The organism is Bacillus sp. JNUCC-21 (assembly GCF_041222765.1).
In the GTDB taxonomy this organism is placed as follows: domain Bacteria; phylum Bacillota; class Bacilli; order Bacillales; family Bacillaceae; genus Bacillus; species Bacillus velezensis.
Window position 1 is genome coordinate 453,493 of the sequence record NZ_CP166019.1, and the last position, 19,191, is coordinate 472,683.

A 19,191-nucleotide genomic window follows, 5' to 3' on the forward strand; every position below is an offset into this window, starting at 1 on the left:
ACGAACGGCACCCGGCGTCAAAAGAAAAACCGGCCGCAATGGCCGGTTTTTTCTAACGGAATGAATCGTAGATCACAAACAGATTAAGCGCGATCACCAAAACCGCAATCAGCCAGGCGAGAGCCGTCACCCATTTTCGGTTCGTCAGGGCGCCCATCAGGCGTTTGTTGCTTGTAAACATAATCAGCGGCACGAGCGCAAAGGAGATGCCGAATGAAAGAACGACTTGGCTCCATACGAGCGCTTCTGTGGCGTTGACCCCCGAGATAATGATGATCATCGGCGGAATGATGGTAATGAAACGCCGCAAATAAAGCGGGATACGGTAACGGATGAAGCCCTGCATGATAATATCGCCTGACAATGTGCCGACAGAAGAGCTTGAAAGTCCTGCGGCCAGCAGCCCGATCCCGAAGAGAATGGCTGAAGCCGGTCCGATATAGTGGCCGAATTGCTGATAAGCCACGTCTAAATCTTCTACATACAGCCCGTTCTTGAAGAAAAGCGCGGCAGCGACGATGAGCATGCTTGCGTTAATCGCCCCGGCGATCACCATCGCGATGAGAATGTCAATCGTCTCGAATCTAAAAATCTTTTTCCGCTCACTATCCGTTTTTCCGACGACACGGCGCTGTGTCAGTGCGGAATGTAAGTAAATGGCATGCGGCATCACGGTTGCGCCGAGTATCCCGGTTGCCAGAAGCACACTGTCCATTCCGTCAATTTTCGGGATAAACAGCCCTTCGAGAACGGAAGCGGCGTCAGGTTTGGCAAAGAAGGTTTGCAGAGCGAAGGCGATCACCACGACGAACAGAAGTCCGGCGATGCCCGCTTCCAGCGCCCGGTAACCCCGGCGCTGCAGCTCTAAAATCGCGAATGATCCGATCGCCGCAATAATGGCCGCTTCAACCATCGGTATGCCGAACAGCAGGTTGAGCCCGAGCGCCGCCCCGATAAATTCTGCCAGATCAGTTGCCATAATCACCAGTTCACCCTGTATCCACAGCCCGGCTGATACCCATTTCGGATACCGGTCTCTGGCGATTTCCGGAAGGTTTTTACCCGTGGCAATGCCGAGCTTCGCGGAAAGAACTTGAATTAAAAAAGCCATCAAGTTTGAAAAGAGGATGACCCACAGCAGCATATACCCAAATTTCGAACCAGCTGAGATATTCGTAGCGAAGTTTCCCGGATCAATGTAGGCAATCGCCGCGATAAAGGCTGGGCCTAAGAAAGGCAGAAGCCGCTTGAATCCCTTGCTTTTGCCGTCAAGTGCATCCTGCACGGCTTTTGCTTGCAGTGATTGTGCTGAGATGTCTTTGCTCATTATGTCTCACCTAAATTCCGATAGATTTTTAGCTAAATAACAAAAAGTTTCCTAGATGCAAATTATTTTATCTACATCATAAATCCGCTATTATGAGATGTCAAGTTCTTTATGTTCAATAAACCGGCACATTGATGCCCTGTTTTATCTATGATATGTATCCCGCCGAAGAAAGGTCCGAAAATGAAAACGGCATCGTTCCGGGAAAGAAGCGATGCCGTTCGCAAAGCGTGTTTCCGCCTCCGATCATGCACGGATGCGTGGAGCGTTCTTTTAAAAAGGTGAAAAGAGGACACTTGCCTATATAACTTCACAACTTTCTGTCCGCCCAACTGATTTGAGAAAAAGACGCTGTATTTCCTCCGTTTTCCCGGGTAAATAGAATAATAATGTTTCTTTCCATTGGAAGATAAAACCTTTCTGTACCATTCAAATGACCTCCGGAAAAACTCCGGCCGCTCTGAATAAACGTTTGAATCAACGATATATCAGTGATTCCAGTCCAATAAACCGCTGTTATCTATCAAAAAAAGAATCGGCATGGTCACTTGCGAAGAAAAGAAGTTGGAGCATTAGACTTATTTCAGTCTCCCGGGCAAAAAAGTATAATAACGTCAGGAAAGCTTTCCGGCCATATGATAAAAGAGGGGGAATTTTCTTGGTACGTCGTTTGTCGATCATTTCTTTAGCCATGATTTTTGCTGTTTCTTTATTCGCTTTTGGCGGCTCTGCATCAGCAGCAGCTTTCAAACCTAAAGCTGAACCGGACGTTTCCATTTTAGCCAGCGGGGGCACAGTCGGTATTTACGGTGCTAATATGCGCTCATGCTCTAAGGTCAGCTGTTCAACAATCACAACATTCTCAAGCGGTAAAAAAATTACAGGTTCTTGGGTAACCGGAGAATATGTTCAAGGCCACTACACCAATTCCAATAAATGGCTGAAAGTCACGTATGCAGGAGCGACAGGCTACGTTTCAGTCACCACACTATCTTATTATTACGGTTTATAATCAGAAAAACCTCGTTCTCTTGAGAGCGGGGTTTTTCCTTTATTCCGATTCAATTTCCGCGTTTCGTTTCATCATCGTGTTTCATCAGCTGATCGATTTCTTCCTTAGAAGCGTTTTTTTTCCACTCTTTCGCCTGACTTGTCGCAATGGGAATGGCCCGTCCTTCTTCATAACCCTCATCTACCATCGCATTCGCGATTTCGATCGCTTTTTTCTTCACAGGTTCCTCGAGATTCTTCAATGATTGCGGATAATCCTTCATAGACCAAGGCATGTCTATCACTCCTTTATGAAAAGTGTTTCCCGCCTGAAGAAAAAGAAAACCGCCTCATCAAAAAGAATGACAGCTAGTTTTACGAGAGACCAGCAATTTCTGAATAAAATATAAAGGATAAAGAAGCAAGTACAGATTGAATGCCCACCACATAAGATCAAAATCACCGATAAATACCCAAAAGGCTATCGCTTGCAGGCCTGAACAAAAGGTCAGCACAAGTGATATTAATGCGAAAGAGCGCCATAACGCATGTTTCCGTTTATAAAGAAACAAGCTGTACAGCCCGGTTATCGAAATGAAAATATCTAAGGGAAAGAATGACCAGTTCCAGGCCATGATCATGGCGTTATCATAATCTTTAAACACCATGTTTTTTGGAATCCACTCAAAAAAAGTAACAATCCAATAAATGATAAATCCAATATCTGTAATGAGGAAGAGAACCTTTAACCCTTTCATCATCTGTTTCTGTCCGTATGAACGCTGATGCCGTTTGATGACGTTTCACTTTCAGAAATAAAGTTTAAGGAAACGACACCGATGATGATCAGAAGAACAGAGACGGCTTTTATAACAGAGAACTGTTCATGAAAGAAAAAAATTCCGATCATGGAAATCAGCACGATCCCCATTCCCGACCAGACCGCATACGCGATGGAGACACTTATATATTTCAAAGTCAAAGTAAGAAAACAAAGGCTGCCGATATAAAACAATAATAATAAAATACTTGGGACAAGTTTTGTAAATCCATTTGATAATTTCATGCTGACCGTACCCAATACTTCAAAAATGATCGCTAAACTTAAATAAATCCATTGCATTCAACATTCTCCTTCAATCGTATTATTCAAAATTATACAATATACAGAATTTGAAGAAAATTAAACAATGGAATGTTTTCCGGATAAAAAATCCGTCCGGGTGTTAAAAGAAAACGCCATAAAGGTATACTATGAACAAAGAAATCAGAAAGGACGTGCAGGACGGGTGACAGAAGAGCGGACAGACCTGGAAAGACAACTGAGAGACATTCAAAAATGGGAAAAGGCGCAGCAGAGGGTGATGTTCTGGCAAACATTCACCCGCTTGCCGTTTCAGCTTTTGGACAAGCTGACACCGCAATTTATTCAGAGGAAAATCGGACTCATTCTCGATGAAACGGGAACGTTTATTCAGTCAGGCGGACAGTACCTGACATCTGAAAAGCGCATCACGAAAAAGTTTCAAAAACGGCTGCCGCACGGTACATGTCGAACGCTTCACGACATCCGCATTGCGCCGCTTGCCGTCATGGACGAAATCGCAGAAGCCATAGCGCGTACAAGCGTAAAGGCCGCGACGGTGCAGGGAGCCGCAACGGGAGTCGGCGGCGTATTCACGCTGGCGGCAGACATTCCGGCGATGCTCGGCCTGTCCTTAAAGACGCTGCAGGATATCGCGGTTGCTTACGGCTTTGATCCGAAAGACAAGAAAGAACGCGTGTTTATCGTCAAATTGCTCCAGCTTGCATCCAGTGACGTCATCGGAAAAAAAGCGATCCTGCAAGATTTACGGCAATATGATCAAAACGACCGCGCCTATCAGCGCGTCGCCTCGCAAATCCAAGGCTGGCGGGAAGTCGTTTACAGCTATCGCGATACGTTCGCCGCGAAAAAACTGCTGCAAATGGTTCCGGCCGCAGGCATCATCTTCGGCGCGTCCGCCAACCGTTCAGCTTTAGAAAGCATCGCGGAAACAGGCATCATGCTCTATAAAAAACGCCGGATTCTAAAACGCATGAGGGATACAGAATGATAAAAAACCGCCCGAAAACACATTCAATGTGTTTTCTTTGTTTAGCAGTTCTGAAATCGGGAAACCAACAACCAACACCAATTAAAGGAGGAATTCAAAAATGGCACAAGATAATAACAAAATGAGCAGAGAAGAAGCAGGTAAAAAAGGCGGAGAAGCGACAAGCAATAACCATGACAAAGAATTCTATCAGGAAATTGGTCAAAAAGGCGGAGAAGCCACAAGCAAAAATCACGACAAAGAATTCTATCAGGAAATCGGTGAAAAAGGCGGAGAAGCCACAAGCAAAAATCACGACAAAGAATTCTATCAGGAAATCGGTGAAAAAGGCGGAGAAGCCACTAGCAATAACCATGACAAGGACTTCTATCAAGAAATCGGCCAAAAAGGCGGAGAAGCCACAAGTAAAAATCATGACAAAGATTTTTATAAGGAAATCGGCCAAAAAGGCGGAAACAGACGAAGCAGCTAATAAAAGCATAAAAGGCAGACAACCTGCAGATCAAAAGCGATCCGGCGCATCAGCTGGATCGCTTTTTATTTTGGGAAAATCTTGATCTGAGCCGCCGTTGCGATACAATAAAATGAAAAAGGGGTTTTTCACTCGTGTCTGACATGCTGAATTTGCTCGCTATCGCCAATAAAGTCAAAGAAAAACACGACAATTTTTCAATCGCGGAGATCAATGACCACTGTGTGCGCCTCGCAGTGTTTACGGGAGAATATGACTGGCACCATCACCCTGACTCAGATGAATGGTTCATCGTTCTGGAAGGTGAGCTGCTGATCGATTTTAAGGACAAAGAAACTGCAGTGCTCAAAGCAAATGACAGCCTGCTCATCCCGAAAGGCACGATTCACCGCACCCGCTCTTACGTCAGAACCGTGAATCTGTGTGTTGAGCATACGCGTGCGAAAACAGTCATCACAGAGGAACGTCATGCTGATCAAAAAGATTGTATGTGAAACAGACGCTGCAAACGCTGAAGCATTTGCGCAAGCACAGTCAAGGTGGGGAGCATTATCATGTGTAAATGGCTTCGTCAAACAGGCCGGCGGGTGGCGGAAAAACGCAGACGGCCTGTTCATCGCAGAGATCATCAGCGTTTGGGAGAACAGACAGGCCTATGATGATTTTATGGAGAACGAACATGACCGAATATACGAAGAAAACGGGCAGAAGGCTGCGATTCTTTCAATAGAAGTGATGCTGTATGAAGAGGATGAACATGTCATTCACGAGCTGTTACATCACCCTGACATCCGATACGAACCGGACTGGACGGTTCTGAAGGCATAATGAAAGCCCAAAACAGTTTGTTTTGGGCTTGTGTCTTTACTCGCGTCCGGGAAGCGTGTTGTGGACATACGGCGGGACGGGATCCAGCTTAGCTATTTCGCCGTGCGCTTTCGGTTCCTTTTCGTATTCGAATGGTTCTCCGTCCGGCGCTGTTTCCTTCAGCCAATTTTGTTCAGCGCTTTCTCCGCCATCTGAGAAATGAATAAGCTTATGGGAGAATGACTGTTTTTCCAGCGCCTTCGGGAATGTGGAAGGAACGATCGGGCCTTCCTGTTCTTCTAATTCTTTAATGGCCGCAAGCCATTGGTTTTGATGCATGGTATCGCGGGCCAATAAAAAGCTGAGCATATCTTTCACGCCTTTATCATCGGTCATTTCATACAGGCGTGCGACTTGAAGCCTTCCTTGTGATTCGGCGTTCAGATTGGCGCGGAAGTCTGCCAGAAGGTTTCCGCTTGCGACGATATAGCCTGCGCTCCACGGAACGCCCGTGCTGCTCTCCGGCATTGCGCCGAGTCCTGAGACGATCGCATGATGCGGATTCATGCCGCCTAAAATGGACCCGATGACCGGATCATCAGCCGCTTTTTCCTGCTCTGCCAGCGGGGCGTCTTCTAACAGTCTCGCAATCATCGTCGCGATCATTTCGACATGGCCGATTTCTTCCGTCGCGGTATCCATCAGAAGATCCTTATATTTTTCATTGCCCCGTGTATTCCATCCTTGGAACAAATATTGCATGGCGACGGATATTTCCCCGTATTGTCCCCCTAAAATTTCCTGCATCTTTTTGGCGAACAGCGGGTCAGGACGATCCGGTTTAGCCGGATGCTGCAGTTTTTTCGTATGTGTAAACATGTCTCCATCTCCTTTTTTTTGCTCTGTCCCTATTTACTTCCCCGGCGGGAAAAGGGATGAAACGGAGATGGGCGTATTGGTCCTGCTAAGGCTCGCGGCGCAAGGATAACAAATCCTGCACAAGCCCGCGGCCGATTACCTGTTCATATTGTCCGTAAATCGGGTCGAGGCGTTTCATCCATGTGTTCTTTTCCGCTTTGCTCAGCACATGAATATGAATGGATGAATTCTTCTTTATCTCTTCAAGCTGGTCTTTATTCATTTTCTCAGCGGAGGCTTCGTTCCATTCCGTCGTTTCTCTCATCGCCTCCGTTAAGATGGCTCTCGTTTTTTCTGTCTGCGAATTCCAGAAATGCTCGTCGGTCATCACGGCATAACCGAGGTACCCGTGATTGCTGATTGTCAAATAATCTTGAACATTATAAAATTTTTTAGAATAGATATTTGAAATCGTATTTTCTTCTCCGTCTACGAGATTGCTTTCCAATAGCTGAAACGTGGAATTAAAGGAATCCTGCCGCGGGCGCGCGCCGAGCAGACGGTACTGGTCTTCGATCACGCTGCTCGGCATGATCCTGAGCGCCTGTCCTTTCAAATCGTCCGGAGTGAAGATCGGTCCTTTATTTGACGTAAGCTGCTTAAACCCGTTCGTCCAGTACGCCAGACCTTTCAAATGATGCTTTTCTAAAGAAGCGAACAGGCGTGTGCCGATTTTGCCGTTGAGGCCTTCTTGCACGGCTTTATAGTTTGTAAACGCGTACGGCAGATCCAAAACACCCCATTCGGGAGACAGTGATCCGAGCTTTGAGGTGGAGGGAGCGATGAATTGTACGTCCCCGTTTTGGAGGGCGTTTATTTCTTCATTATCTGAATAGAGGCTCCCGTTTGGAAACACCTCTACTTTAATGGTGCCGCCGGATTTTTGATAGACAAGTTCGGCAAACTTATTCGCCGCCCGCCCTTTTGGCGTGTTTTCAGCAACGACATGGCTGAATTTGAAAACGATTTGATCTTTCAGGCCTTCCTGTTCGTCATCATAATACGGTTCTTCCGTTGAGAAACGATCATGAAAGCCGATGAATAAAGCGGTTCCGATACCGAGTACCATCAGGCTGAGACAAGTCAGCAAGCTTTTCATCGAAAACCCCCTCCGCCATTTTCTATAACAAGCATAATCGGGCGGGCCGTTTTCGTAAAGAGACGGAAAGGAAGAGGCCAATGACGAAAAAAAAGCTCACCATCCGCTGGAAAATCACCATACTTTCGTATATCGTCGTGCTTTTTACCTTTTTGATCGTCGGCATCGTGCTGATCGGCAATATTCAGCATACAGAGGAGCGCGAGCTGAAAAAACGGCTGATGAATACCGCGCGGACGGTATCTGAGATGACCGATGTCAAACGCGCCCTCGAGCAGAAAAAACAAAGGGAAGACGTGCGCCATGCGGTCGAAGAAATAAGGATCATCAATGAAGCGGACTACATCGTCGTCATGGATATGGATCATATCCGCTATTCACATCCCGTCAGCACAATGATCGGAAAGCGTTCAAGGGGTGAGGACGAAGCCGCGGCGTTCGCCGAGCACATTTATTTTTCCGAAGCAAAGGGAGAAATCGGCACCGCCGTCCGCGCTTTTTATCCCATTAAAGACCGGGATTTGAATCAGATCGGGGTCGTTCTGGCCGGTAAAACGCTGCCCGGATTCGGTGAAATTCTTCTTCAGCTGAAACATGAAATACTGTTTATCGTTCTGCTGGCGCTCGGGTTCGGACTGGCCGGCTCCTTTTTGCTGGCCCGCCACATCAAAAAACAAATGTTTTGGCTGGAGCCCCATGAGATCGTGAGAATGTATGAGGAACGGACCGCTACGTTTCATTCGATGAATGAGGGCGTCATCGCGATCGATAATCAGCATCACATCACCATTTTTAATGAAAAAGCGAAGCAGATATTCAATGTCAGACAAGAGACCGATGGCAGGCTGATCTGGGACGTGTTAAAAGATTCGCGGCTCCCTGAGATCGTCGAGCGGAACCGAGCCGTATATAATGAAGAAATCCAAGTCAGCGGAAAGGTGATCATGAGCAGCAGAATTCCGATCGTCATGAAAAAGAAGGTCATCGGAGCCGTCGCCATTTTTCAGGACAGGACGGAAGCGGCGAAAATGGCGGAAGAACTGACAGGTGTGAAAAATTTTGTCGATGCGCTCAGAGTTCAAAATCATGAACATATGAACAAGCTTCACACCATCGCGGGACTGATTCAGCTCGGAAAATCAGAAAAAGCGCTCCAGCTTGCTTTTAAGGAATCATCAGAACAAGAAAGCGTCACCGATTTTCTTCATCAGGCCATTCAGAATGACGCTGCGGCGGGACTGCTGTTAAGCAAAATCAAAAGAGGAAAAGAGCTTGGCATTTCTGTGAAAATTGATGAAAACAGCAGTTTCTCGGCATTTCCGGAGCATGTCGACCAGCATGATATTGTCGTCCTGCTCGGCAATTTAATTGAAAATGCGTTCGGCGCATTCGAAACAGCGGACACGGAGGACAAACATATTGACATCAGTATCGAGCAAAATGATGAAGTGCTTGCTATATTAATAGAAGACAACGGAAGCGGGATTTCCGATCAGCACATCCCGCGCCTTTATGACAAAGGGTTTACCGTCAATAAAACGGGAGGAACGGGATACGGCTTGTACCTCGTCAAACAAATCGTCGACAAAGGGATGGGCGTTATTGAAGTCGACACACGGCAGGGACAGGGAACGGCATTTTCTATTTTATTTCCGATGAAGGGGGAGGAATCATTCGATGGACATCAAGGTGCTGCTTATTGAAGATGACCCGATGGTGCAGGAGGTGAATAAAGAATTTATCACCGGTGTTTCGGGGTTCAGCGTCATCGCCACAGCCGCTGACGGAGACGAGGGAATCAGGCTTATTAAAGATCTGCGGCCCGGGCTCGTGGTATTAGACGTATACATGCCGAAAAAAGACGGAATTAAAACGCTCCAGGAAATCAGAAAACAAAAGCTCGAAGTGGACGTCATCATCGTCTCGGCCGCAAAAGACAAAGAAACAATCCAGCTTATGCTGCAAAACGGTGCGGCCGACTATATTTTGAAGCCGTTTAAGCTGGAGCGGATGAGACAGGCGCTCGAAAACTATAAACAATATAAACGGAAAATTGAAGAGCATGACACCATGTCGCAAGAGCAGCTTGACATGCTGCTTAAAATTCCGCAAAATCCGTCCCGGGATCTGCCGAAGGGGTTAAATCATTTTACGATGAATGAAATTTTGACCTATATGAAACAGCAGACGGAGCCGCTTTCAGCTGAAGAAGCCGCCAAAGCGCTCGGAATCGCAAGGGTGACAGCGCGGCGTTATCTTGATTTTCTTGAAAAAGACGGCCAGATTAAGCTCGACATTCAATACGGGGGAGTGGGCCGGCCGGTTAACCGCTACAAATTCGTCCGCTAGCCGAGACCAAAAAGACCAAAATGTCCGTTATGATCATAAGCTTCCCCTCTTTGTTTGAAAACGCTATCATTTTTGTATAGACGCAGCGAGAGGCAAGGGGGAGTAGGGATGAAAATTTTCAAAAATCTTACGGTGCAGGTCATCACGGCGGTTATCATCGGCGTCATTGTCGGACTCGTATGGCCTGAGGCCGGGAAGCAGATGAAGCCGCTCGGCGATACATTTATCAATGCGGTAAAAATGATTATCGCACCGATCATATTCCTGACGATCGTGCTTGGCATCGCCAAGATGGGAGACATGAAAAAAGTCGGCAAAGTCGGGGGAAAAGCATTTATTTATTTTGAAGTCGTGACCACCATCGCCCTTATTATCGGACTTCTGGTCGTCAATATCATGAAACCCGGTGAGGGGCTTGATTACAGCAAGCTTGAAAAAGGGGATGTCTCTCAGTACACGCAAAACGGGGGACAGGGGATTGACTGGATTGAATTTATCACTCACATCGTTCCGTCAAATATGGTTGACGCTTTCGCAAAAGGCGACATTCTTCAGGTCTTATTCTTTTCTGTTTTATTCGGTGTCGGCCTGGCGGCGCTCGGTGAAAGAGGCAAAAGCATTATTGATTTCTTTGATAAACTGTCGCATGTTTTTTTCAAAATCATCGGCTACATCATGCGCGCGGCGCCGATCGGCGCATTCGGAGCCATGGCCTATACGATCGGGCACTTCGGCCTTGATTCCATCAAGCCGCTGGCGAGTCTGATGCTGTCTGTATACGTTACGATGTTCCTGTTTGTATTTGTCGCTTTGAATATCATTTGCAAACTATTCGGTTTCAGCTTGTGGAACTATCTCCGTTTTATTAAAGATGAACTGCTCATCGTTCTCGGCACAAGCTCTTCTGAGTCCGTCCTTCCGCGGATGATGGATAAAATGGAGCGCTACGGCTGTTCCAAATCGGTTGTCGGCCTTGTCATTCCGACGGGATATTCTTTTAACCTGGACGGCACCTCGATTTATCTGTCCATGGCGACGGTTTTTCTGGCGCAGGTGTTCGGCGTTGACCTTACCATCGGCCAGCAGGTTACGATCATTCTCGTGCTGATGCTGACATCAAAAGGCGCGGCGGGCGTAACCGGAAGCGGATTTATCGTGCTCGCCTCCACTTTATCGGCGCTTCAGGTTATTCCGCTGGAGGGACTGGCGCTGCTCCTCGGCGTCGACCGCTTTATGAGTGAAGGAAGGGCGATCGTCAACCTGATCGGAAACGGAATCGCCACCATCATCGTAGCCAAGAGCGAAAATGAGTTTGACGAAGCGAAAAGCACACAGGCCGTTAAAGAAATAAAAACGGCGGTATAAAAGGAAAGGAACGGCATGCATCGGGCATGCCGTTCTTTTTTTCGGCCGCCATGAGTAAAAAAGATAAATTTGTTTAAATTTATTAGGAGGTGGACAAAGACCTTAGCGTCATTTTGTTATATAATTTACAATTAGAGAGTGAAAGATGAAATCTAAGGGCTTTTTGTCCTAGCAGGAGTGTATAAATGGCGGCTATTTTTAAATTTTTTCAGCATCCGGGTGTCAGACGTTTTTCCGTTTTTCTTGTTTTGACTGGGGTGTTAGTTGTATTCCGAAGTATGATTAATTTGATTTTGCTTACGTTTATTTTTACTTTTCTGATGGATCGGCTGGAGACTGTCATCCGGCACGTGTTGAACCATTTTTTCCGGATCAGCCAGAGGGTGGTCATCACCGTTTTATATATTGCGCTGGCTGTCGGGGCGACTGTCGGAGGCTTTGTCTTTTACCCGATTGTTGCCAAGCAGATTGAACAGCTGATTAAGCAGATCAAGCACATCGCGTATCATCCCGATGTCATTCCGTTTTATGATGAGATATCGAGCGTGTTCGGCGATATCAATATCGGTTCCTATGTAAAAGAAGGTTTTAATGTACTGTATACATACTTGGCCGATATCAGCACTTTCGGTTTGCAGGTCGTGATGTCACTGATTCTCAGCATGTTTTTCCTGTTCGAGAAAAAGCGGCTCACGGAGTTTATGAAAAAATTTCAGCACAGCAAGCTGTCTGTTTTTTACTGCGAACTTGCTTATTTCGGCAGCAAGTTTGCGAGAACATTCGGCAAAGTGCTTGAAGCCCAATTTATTATCGCGCTGGTGAACTGTATCCTCACCTTGATCGCATTGGCGATTCTGCATTTTCCGCAGCTGTTCGGCCTGTCAATCATGGTCTTTTTCCTCGGGCTCATTCCCGTTGCGGGTGTGGTGATTTCGCTCATTCCGCTCAGCATCATCGCATATACGACGGGCGGCGCAGCGTATGTCATCTACATCGTGCTGGTCATTTTCGTCATCCATGCGATTGAGACGTACTTCCTTAATCCGAAACTGATGTCAGCGAAAACGGAACTGCCGATCTTTTTTACCTTTACAGTTCTGATTTTCTCGGAACATTTCTTCGGCATTTGGGGCTTGATTATCGGAATTCCGATTTTTGTGTTCCTGCTTGATATTCTGGATGTCGTCAATAATGAAGAGAAGGAAAAAAACGGACCGGTCCCGGATAAGACATAACGTCGGCTCCGGCTCTTCACGAATATATGACTAATGTTATAATGCAGACAGTGCCTTTGTACGGGCACTGTTTATTTTTTGTGAAAAAGGAGGAAGGCTGTATGACTGAGCCGATTTTACATATTGAAGGCCTTGACAAAACAATAGGCAAAAAGCACATTTTAAAAAACATCAGCATGGATGTCAGGCAGGGCGAGATCATCGGTTTGCTCGGTCCGAACGGGTCGGGAAAAACCACACTTATCCGAATCATCGTCGGTCTTTTAAAGAAAAACAGCGGCACGATTACAATTAACGGCTTTCAGCACGATGCTGATTTCGAAAAAGCGCTTGAATCCGTTGGAGCGATCGTGGAAAATCCTGAATTCTACCCGTACCTGACGGGGTGGGAAAATCTGAAGCACTTTGCCAACATGCACAAAAACATCAAAGAGGACAGGCTTCAGGAAGTCATCGAACGGGTCGGGCTCACCAATGCCGTTCATGACAAAGTTAAAACGTATTCCCTCGGTATGCGTCAGCGTCTCGGGATTGCGCAGGCCATTCTTCACCGTCCGAATCTGCTCATTTTAGATGAACCGACAAACGGGCTTGATCCCGGCGGAATGAAGGATTTCCGCGATCACTTAAAGGAACTCGCGGAGCTTGAAGGGACGAGCATCCTTTTTGCGACGCATTTATTGCGTGAAGTGGAGGACCTTTGCGACCGTGTCATCATCATTCAAAAAGGTGAGATCAAAACAGAGGTTGTTCTGCGCGGCGCTGAGGAAAAAGAAGAAAAAGCCGTCCTCGACATTCAGCCGGCTGACGAAGCATTCGAATGGCTGTCCCAACAGCAATTTGCTCCGGAGAAAAACGGCGGGGGCATTACCGTCACCGTAGCGAAGAAGGACATCCCGGCATTAAACCGTGCGCTCGTCGGACAAGACTTTCTCGTGTATTCCATCATGCCGTATGCGGAATCGCTGGAGGATGAATTCATGAAAGTGACGACGGCGCTTCAAGAGGAGGGGGAGACGAATGTTTAAATTGACAGCGAATGAGCATATGAAACTCTTTAACCGAAAAGTCTCATTAGTGGCGCTGATTCTGATGGCCGTTCTCCAATTTATTATGGCGCTTGTCATTAAACGGCTTGTCATCAGTTCCGGAACGGATGAGAATTTCATCGGCTATATGGCGTACGCGCCCGGGCTGAATATTCTGCTTGAGGCATTAACGATCGTGATCGCGGCAACGATCATTTCCGCTGAATTTGATAAGAAAACGATCAAATTTTTATTAATCCGCCCGGTAAAGCGGGAGCGGATTTTTGTATCTAAACTCATTACCGTATTTTTGGTCAGCTTGTACCTGTATGCGGCGTACTATATTCTGTCTCTGCTGTTCGGCATGGCTTTCTTCGGCGTGTCGGTGACATCTGAATCAGGGACGCTTCTTATGAACACCCTGAAAGTAATCGGCACGAACTGGGTCGAGGCGTTTGCGATGGCATGCTTTGGCTTGTTGTGTTCTTCTGTATTCCGAAACAGCGCAACGGCCGTCATTTTGTCATTTATCGTGCTGTATGGCGCAAAATCACTCGTGACGATTATGTCGCTCTTCCAAAACAAATGGGGAAGTTTTCTGCTGTTCGCAAATACTGACCTGACGCAATATATGAGCGGGGCGAAACCGCTGTTTGCGGGAATGACGCCGTTATTTTCCGCAGGCATTATCATTATCCATATCGTATTCTTCTTAGCCGTCGCTTGGTGGAGCTTTTGCAAACGCGATGTTCGGGTATAAAGTAAAGGAATGACATTTTTGTGAAAAAGATCACGATAAATCAATAATTTATGCTATTTTGATTTATAATAAAGGTAATGACGGAGGTGCTCACTTGAGAAATTTTATTACCGCATTACCGATTGTGTTATTGCTTGGTTTTTCCTTTGTGTCATTCATGTTCCAATTCGAACATCTTGTTTATTTCAGGCTTGCGCTGGGTTTGTTTTCTACAGTGGGGCTGTTTCTCTTATATAAAATGAAGTCGGGATTCCGTTATTTCATCATCTACCTGTATGCAAGCTGGATCGTGCTTGCGGCAGTTACCGCGTTTGAAGAGCCGATTTTTTCTAGCTTTTTCTTTGGCGGGCTTGTGATGACGATGGGTTATCTCACATATATGCTGATTTATCTCGGGCTTAAGCAGGACCGCGGCCCGGAAGCAGTCTGAACGCGCTATTCCATGGAATAGCGTGTTTTTTTTGTACAGCCTCACAGTTGCGAAACGAGACTTGAATCTCTATAATACTTATTAACTTTATCGGAATTATAATGGGGGGATTCCAGTGTCTTTATGGATACAGAATGAACGGCAGAGGGAATGGATGGAAAAAATCGGCCTGCTTGCAGACGAATTTCAAAAAACAGCCGCGCTTGATGATGAGGCGGGCCGTTTTCCTGCGGAGAAAATTCAAAGACTGCGCGACGCGGGATATACGGCGTTAACGGTACCTGAGGTATTCGGCGGTGCAGGCATTTCCGTTTATGATATGGTGCTGTTTCAGGAACGGCTGGCGCGGGGAGACGCGGCCGTTGCTCTCGGAATCGGCTGGCATTTATCCGTCATGGGTGAGCTCGGAGAAGGAAACAGCTGGGATGAAGATGTCTTTTCATTTATCACAGAAGAGGTGAAAAAGGGAGCTGTCCTGAACAGGGCAGCGACGGAACGGCAGACCGGCAGTCCGACGAGGGGAGGAAGACCCGGCACCTCCGCTGTCAAAAAAGACGGAAAATGGGTGCTGAACGGCCGAAAAACCTTTACAACCCTTTCACTGACTTTGGATTATATGCTTGTGACGGCATGGATTGAAGAAAAACAAACGACCGGTGTTTTTCTCATTCATAAAGATCAGTCAGGCGTTTCAGTCGAAGAAACATGGGATATGATTGCCATGAAGGCGACCGGAAGCCATGATCTCCTTTTAGATCATGTCACGGTCAGTGAAGAGCGGCTTGTGGAGCTTATCAGCGGGCCGAGAGCGGCGAAAGTGAATGGCTGGCTGCTTCACATTCCGGCTGCTTATCTGGGCATCGCTCAAGCGGCAAGGGACTATGCCGTCCGGTTTGCATCCGAATATTCGCCGAACAGCCTGAACGGACCGATTAAAGACGTGCCGGCCGTTGGGCAGCGTGTCGGGGAAATGGAGCTTGAATTGTTAAAAGCGAGACAGTTTCTCTTCACGGCGGCGCAAATGTATGATGACCCGAAACGCCGTCCTTTCATCAAAAGCGAGCTTGGCGCGGCAAAACATATTGTGACAAATGCCGTCCTTTCTGTTGTTGATAAAGCAATGAGAATCACCGGCGCAAAAAGCCTGGAGCGAAACAATCCGCTTCAGCGGTATTATCGGGATGCCCGGGCCGGCCTTCACAATCCGCCGATGGACGATGCGGTCATCGGCAAATTAGCGGCGGAAGCCTTTGAGCAATAAAAAAAAGAGCCTGAAAAAGGCTCTTTTTATGTATGGCTGTTGTGCCGGAGCAGTTTTTGATGCTTGCGGTCAATTCTGTCATAGATCACATTCATCAGCTTTTGATTATTCATAATGGCCGCCTTGTTTTCTTTTATCAGCTGTTCGTATGTTTTTATTTTACGTTTCGCCATGAGCCCGCACCTTCCTTACATATTTGTATTCGCTTTCTAATTCTCCGAGCGATAATTCATATAAATGCCGTTCCGACTTTTTGTATATTCCGTTATTGATCAGCAAATGGATCAGATGTTTTTTTCGTCCTTCAACTGATGATCTGAGCTGAGGAGAAGACCTCATGATTACCCTCCTAATCAAATGATATTGAGAATCATTATCAGTTAATGAAAGTATACAATGGGCATATTCATATGTAAAGGGAAAATACCGCCAATTTTTCGACAAAAAGTTTCCCGGGGAATAATGCTGTCGAATATTGCATTCGCTCAGATCAAAGCTGCTATTTTTCCGCTTTTCCATCCATACTATGAATGAGAATGGAGGAGTCCTTACATGAATGATCAAACGGCAAACTTAAAACGGGGTGAGAAAGGCGCGATTCTTAATATCGGCGCGTACCTCATCCTTGCCGCCGTCAAACTGGTGATCGGTCTTATTTATCATTCCGAAGCGCTCAGAGCGGACGGGTTAAATAATGCCACGGATATTGTCGCATCACTGGCTGTGCTGATCGGGCTCCGGATTTCCCAGCGCCCCGCGGACAGTGATCATGCCTACGGACATTATCGGGCTGAAACAATTTCTTCATTAATTGCGTCTTTTATTATGATGGCGGTTGGTTTTGAAGTGCTGATCGGAGGGGCAAAGGCGATTGTCAGCGGAACGGAGGCCGAGCCGAGCTTCATTGCGGCATGGACGGCGCTCGGAAGCGCGATTGTAATGTACGGCATGTATGTATATAACAGCCGTCTTGCAGATCGGGTTAAAAGTGCTGCGCTTCATGCGGCGGCGAAAGACAGCCGTTCTGACGCCTATGTCAGTATTGGGGCGTTTATAGGCGTCTTAACGGCCCGGCTTCATCTGCCGTGGATTGATCCGGTCATTGCTTTTCTGATCGGAATCATCATCTGTAAGACGGCATGGGACATCTTCAAAGATGCTTCCCACTCATTGACGGACGGGTTTGATCTGAAAGATTTGGAGCCGTATAAACACACGGTGAAAGAAATAAAAGAGGTCAGCAGGCTGAAGGATGTGAAAGCAAGGTATTTAGGGAGCACGGTTCATGTGGAAATGGTCATTACGGTAGATCCGGGGCTGTCTGTGAAAGAAGGCCATGAAGTAGCCGATGAAGTCGAGTATACAATAAAACATGAACATGATGTGACTCATGTCCATGTTCATGTAGAGCCTGAAGTCATAAACAAAGATCGTGAAACGAATTAAATATGCTGTGATAAAAACTCTGTGACTTCTTCGGGCGTTTTCGCGTTTGCGCTGTGAAGATGCGCTTTCTTTTCACCGTTTTTAAAAATCAGAAGGCTCGGTATGCCCATTACCTGATATTTGTCGGCAAGCTCAGGGAGCTCGTCTCTGTTCAGTTCATACCAATCATTTTGATTATATTCTTCCAAAATATCGCCGATGAACATATTCATGCGCGTGCAGTCAGGGCACCAGTCAGCGAAAAATTTCACGATGATTTCCTTGTCGGATTGAATAAGTTCATTAAATTGTTCTGTTGTACTGATTTTTTTCATATGACACATCTCCTTTTCCATGCCATTTTAATATAAAATAAAAAGGAATTACATACAAATGCTTTCATATTCAGAATGCCCAAAAATAATTAGATCATTTTCTGAGGAAAGTGATAAGATAGTAAAGATGAATTGTTGTGGGGGGAATATCCATTGAAAACAAGTCTAGGATTGGTGTACGGCGGAAAGTCAGCCGAACACAATGTATCGCTGCAGACAGCATTAGCTGTAACAAAAGCGCTTAATACTGAGAAGTTTGATATACATCCGATTTACATCACTGAAAAAGGAGAATGGCAAAGAGGCCCGTTGCTGACTGAGCCGGTTTCCAACGTGAAAATGCTTCAGCTGGAACAAAACGGTGAAAGTTTCGCTCTATCAGCATTGAACCGGGAAATGTTTCCTGAAGCGTCGCCTGACGAAAAGGCGCCGATCGATGTCGTATTTCCGCTTCTCCACGGACCGAACGGTGAAGACGGCACCATTCAGGGTCTGCTGGAATTGCTGAACGTTCCTTATGTCGGCAACGGGGTGCTTGCATCATCAGCCGGCATGGATAAAGTCATCATGAAGCATTTGTTCGCTCAAGCGGGGCTTCCGCAGGCGAAGTACGCCGCTTTCTTAAAAAAGGACTGGAAACAGACGCCGGACAGCTGCTTACAGCAGGTTGAAGAGGAGCTGGGATATCCGTGCTTCGTCAAACCGGCGAACCTCGGATCAAGCGTCGGAATCAGCAAATGCCGAAACCGTGAAGAGCTTGAAAAAGCCTTCGAACTGGCTTTTGAGTATGACCGGAAAATTGTGGTGGAAGAAGGAATCGCCGGCAGAGAAATCGAAATCGGCGTACTCGGAAATGACGAACCGAAATGCTCCGCCGTCGGTGAAATCGCGCCGAAAACCGACTTTTACGATTACAAAGCGAAATATGAAGACGGCGACACGGATTTAATGATTCCCGCACAAGTGACGGATGAACAATATGCGGAAATCAGCGAAATGGCGATTAAAGCCTTCAAAGCGATTGACGGATCAGGCCTTGTCCGCGCCGATTTCTTCCTGACCAATGACGGTCAAGTGCTCATTAACGAAGTGAACACAATGCCGGGCTTTACGCCATTCAGCATGTTCCCGCTGCTTTGGAAAGAAGCAGGCGTAGATTACAGTGATCTGATCGAACAGCTGGTTGAGCTGGCAAAAGAACGCCATGCCGAAAAACAGCTGATTAAACATACATTTTAATGAAGACGGACACTGCCTGAAGGGGCAGTGTCTTTTCCCGTAACAGACAACATTT

23 protein-coding genes and 1 pseudogene are annotated in these 19,191 nt (G+C 46.6%); 15 read left to right on the plus strand and 9 right to left on the minus strand.

What is annotated here, in order from left to right:
- Positions 1-52: 52 nt before the first annotated feature.
- Positions 53-1,330, minus strand: coding sequence for an Nramp family divalent metal transporter (locus JNUCC21_RS02290; RefSeq protein WP_088005335.1), 1,278 nt, complete (start codon positions 1,328-1,330; stop codon positions 53-55).
- A 655-nt stretch (positions 1,331-1,985) separates the two neighbouring features.
- Here JNUCC21_RS02290 and JNUCC21_RS02295 point away from each other — a divergent pair.
- Positions 1,986-2,339, plus strand: coding sequence for a hypothetical protein (locus tag JNUCC21_RS02295; protein ID WP_007410203.1), 354 nt, complete (start codon positions 1,986-1,988; stop codon positions 2,337-2,339).
- A 58-nt stretch (positions 2,340-2,397) separates the two neighbouring features.
- Here JNUCC21_RS02295 and JNUCC21_RS02300 read toward each other — a convergent pair.
- The 3 genes and pseudogenes from JNUCC21_RS02300 to JNUCC21_RS02310 all read right to left on the minus strand — a co-directional run.
- Positions 2,398-2,613: pseudogene (locus tag JNUCC21_RS02300) on the minus strand (DUF2188 domain-containing protein); the annotation flags it as partial.
- A 57-nt stretch (positions 2,614-2,670) separates the two neighbouring features.
- The gene (locus JNUCC21_RS02305) at positions 2,671-3,078 is read right to left on the minus strand and encodes a DUF5360 family protein (RefSeq protein WP_031378650.1); all 408 of its coding nucleotides are present in this window, start codon (positions 3,076-3,078) and stop codon (positions 2,671-2,673) included.
- Positions 3,075-3,440, minus strand: coding sequence for a multidrug efflux SMR transporter (locus JNUCC21_RS02310; protein WP_017419236.1), 366 nt, complete (start codon positions 3,438-3,440; stop codon positions 3,075-3,077). Before JNUCC21_RS02310 ends, JNUCC21_RS02305 begins: the two co-directional genes overlap by 4 nt.
- A 166-nt stretch (positions 3,441-3,606) precedes the next feature.
- On the opposite strand from JNUCC21_RS02310, the gene JNUCC21_RS02315 reads away from it, so the two are divergent.
- From JNUCC21_RS02315 to JNUCC21_RS02330, 4 genes are all read left to right on the plus strand, one after another.
- Entirely contained in the window at positions 3,607-4,413 is an 807-nt protein-coding gene (locus JNUCC21_RS02315) for an EcsC family protein (protein WP_033575054.1), read from the plus strand.
- Between the two features lie 100 nt (positions 4,414-4,513).
- Positions 4,514-4,885, plus strand: coding sequence for a glucose starvation-inducible protein GsiB (gene gsiB, locus JNUCC21_RS02320; protein ID WP_007609544.1), 372 nt, complete (start codon positions 4,514-4,516; stop codon positions 4,883-4,885).
- A 134-nt stretch (positions 4,886-5,019) separates the two neighbouring features.
- On the plus strand, positions 5,020-5,379 hold the full coding sequence (locus JNUCC21_RS02325) for a cupin domain-containing protein (protein ID WP_015416860.1): 360 nt from the start codon (positions 5,020-5,022) through the stop codon (positions 5,377-5,379).
- On the plus strand, positions 5,354-5,713 hold the full coding sequence (locus tag JNUCC21_RS02330) for a DUF4937 domain-containing protein (RefSeq protein WP_072588806.1): 360 nt from the start codon (positions 5,354-5,356) through the stop codon (positions 5,711-5,713). The genes JNUCC21_RS02325 and JNUCC21_RS02330 overlap by 26 nt, the downstream gene beginning before the upstream one ends.
- A 36-nt stretch (positions 5,714-5,749) precedes the next feature.
- Here the strand turns inward: JNUCC21_RS02330 and JNUCC21_RS02335 are convergent, their stop codons facing one another.
- Positions 5,750-6,571 (minus strand): manganese catalase family protein, encoded by an 822-nt coding sequence (locus JNUCC21_RS02335; protein ID WP_012116856.1) that lies wholly within the window; start codon positions 6,569-6,571, stop codon positions 5,750-5,752.
- An 85-nt stretch (positions 6,572-6,656) separates the two neighbouring features.
- A complete protein-coding gene (locus JNUCC21_RS02340; RefSeq protein ID WP_033575053.1) occupies positions 6,657-7,709 on the minus strand; it encodes a TRAP transporter substrate-binding protein in 1,053 nt (350 codons plus the stop codon).
- An 80-nt stretch (positions 7,710-7,789) separates the two neighbouring features.
- On the opposite strand from JNUCC21_RS02340, the gene JNUCC21_RS02345 reads away from it, so the two are divergent.
- The 8 genes from JNUCC21_RS02345 to JNUCC21_RS02380 all read left to right on the plus strand — a co-directional run bounded on the left by JNUCC21_RS02345 (position 7,790) and on the right by JNUCC21_RS02380 (position 16,137).
- Positions 7,790-9,412 carry a sensor histidine kinase gene (locus tag JNUCC21_RS02345; protein ID WP_014416956.1) on the plus strand — a complete coding sequence of 541 codons (1,623 nt, stop codon included), beginning with the start codon at positions 7,790-7,792 and terminating at the stop codon, positions 9,410-9,412.
- Positions 9,387-10,058 (plus strand): response regulator, encoded by a 672-nt coding sequence (locus tag JNUCC21_RS02350; protein WP_003156219.1) that lies wholly within the window; start codon positions 9,387-9,389, stop codon positions 10,056-10,058. The genes JNUCC21_RS02345 and JNUCC21_RS02350 overlap by 26 nt, the downstream gene beginning before the upstream one ends.
- Positions 10,059-10,166: 108 nt before the next feature.
- Positions 10,167-11,423, plus strand: a complete 1,257-nt coding sequence (gene dctP, locus JNUCC21_RS02355) for a C4-dicarboxylate transporter DctP (RefSeq protein WP_003156217.1) — start codon at positions 10,167-10,169, stop codon at positions 11,421-11,423.
- Positions 11,424-11,608: 185 nt separating this feature from the next.
- On the plus strand, positions 11,609-12,658 hold the full coding sequence (locus tag JNUCC21_RS02360; protein WP_072588808.1) for an AI-2E family transporter: 1,050 nt from the start codon (positions 11,609-11,611) through the stop codon (positions 12,656-12,658).
- 101 nt (positions 12,659-12,759) lie between these two features.
- Positions 12,760-13,686 carry an ABC transporter ATP-binding protein gene (locus JNUCC21_RS02365; RefSeq protein WP_012116860.1) on the plus strand — a complete coding sequence of 309 codons (927 nt, stop codon included), beginning with the start codon at positions 12,760-12,762 and terminating at the stop codon, positions 13,684-13,686.
- A complete protein-coding gene (locus JNUCC21_RS02370) occupies positions 13,679-14,446 on the plus strand; it encodes an ABC transporter permease (protein ID WP_007410217.1) in 768 nt (255 codons plus the stop codon). The genes JNUCC21_RS02365 and JNUCC21_RS02370 overlap by 8 nt, the downstream gene beginning before the upstream one ends.
- A gap of 94 nt (positions 14,447-14,540) precedes the next feature.
- The gene (locus JNUCC21_RS02375; RefSeq protein ID WP_007410218.1) at positions 14,541-14,876 is read left to right on the plus strand and encodes a hypothetical protein; all 336 of its coding nucleotides are present in this window, start codon (positions 14,541-14,543) and stop codon (positions 14,874-14,876) included.
- 115 nt (positions 14,877-14,991) lie between these two features.
- A complete protein-coding gene (locus tag JNUCC21_RS02380; RefSeq protein WP_369878535.1) occupies positions 14,992-16,137 on the plus strand; it encodes an acyl-CoA dehydrogenase family protein in 1,146 nt (381 codons plus the stop codon).
- 26 nt (positions 16,138-16,163) lie between these two features.
- Here the strand turns inward: JNUCC21_RS02380 and fbpB are convergent, their stop codons facing one another.
- Together fbpB and JNUCC21_RS02390 are read right to left on the minus strand one after the other, a co-directional pair.
- Positions 16,164-16,310: a Fur-regulated basic protein FbpB gene (gene fbpB, locus JNUCC21_RS02385; RefSeq protein ID WP_003156206.1), complete on the minus strand. Its 147-nt coding sequence runs from the start codon at positions 16,308-16,310 to the stop codon at positions 16,164-16,166.
- Positions 16,297-16,476 (minus strand): Fur-regulated basic protein FbpA, encoded by a 180-nt coding sequence (locus JNUCC21_RS02390; protein ID WP_003156203.1) that lies wholly within the window; start codon positions 16,474-16,476, stop codon positions 16,297-16,299. The genes fbpB and JNUCC21_RS02390 overlap by 14 nt, the downstream gene beginning before the upstream one ends.
- Positions 16,477-16,689: 213 nt before the next feature.
- On the opposite strand from JNUCC21_RS02390, the gene JNUCC21_RS02395 reads away from it, so the two are divergent.
- Positions 16,690-17,583: a cation diffusion facilitator family transporter gene (locus JNUCC21_RS02395; RefSeq protein WP_100001218.1), complete on the plus strand. Its 894-nt coding sequence runs from the start codon at positions 16,690-16,692 to the stop codon at positions 17,581-17,583.
- Here JNUCC21_RS02395 and JNUCC21_RS02400 read toward each other — a convergent pair.
- Positions 17,580-17,897, minus strand: coding sequence for a thioredoxin family protein (locus tag JNUCC21_RS02400; RefSeq protein ID WP_003156200.1), 318 nt, complete (start codon positions 17,895-17,897; stop codon positions 17,580-17,582). The genes JNUCC21_RS02395 and JNUCC21_RS02400 overlap by 4 nt on opposite strands.
- Positions 17,898-18,050: 153 nt before the next feature.
- On the opposite strand from JNUCC21_RS02400, the gene JNUCC21_RS02405 reads away from it, so the two are divergent.
- Complete coding sequence (locus tag JNUCC21_RS02405; protein ID WP_003156199.1) at positions 18,051-19,136, plus strand: D-alanine--D-alanine ligase; 1,086 nt, start codon at positions 18,051-18,053, stop codon at positions 19,134-19,136.
- The last annotated feature ends 55 nt before the right edge of the window (positions 19,137-19,191 follow it).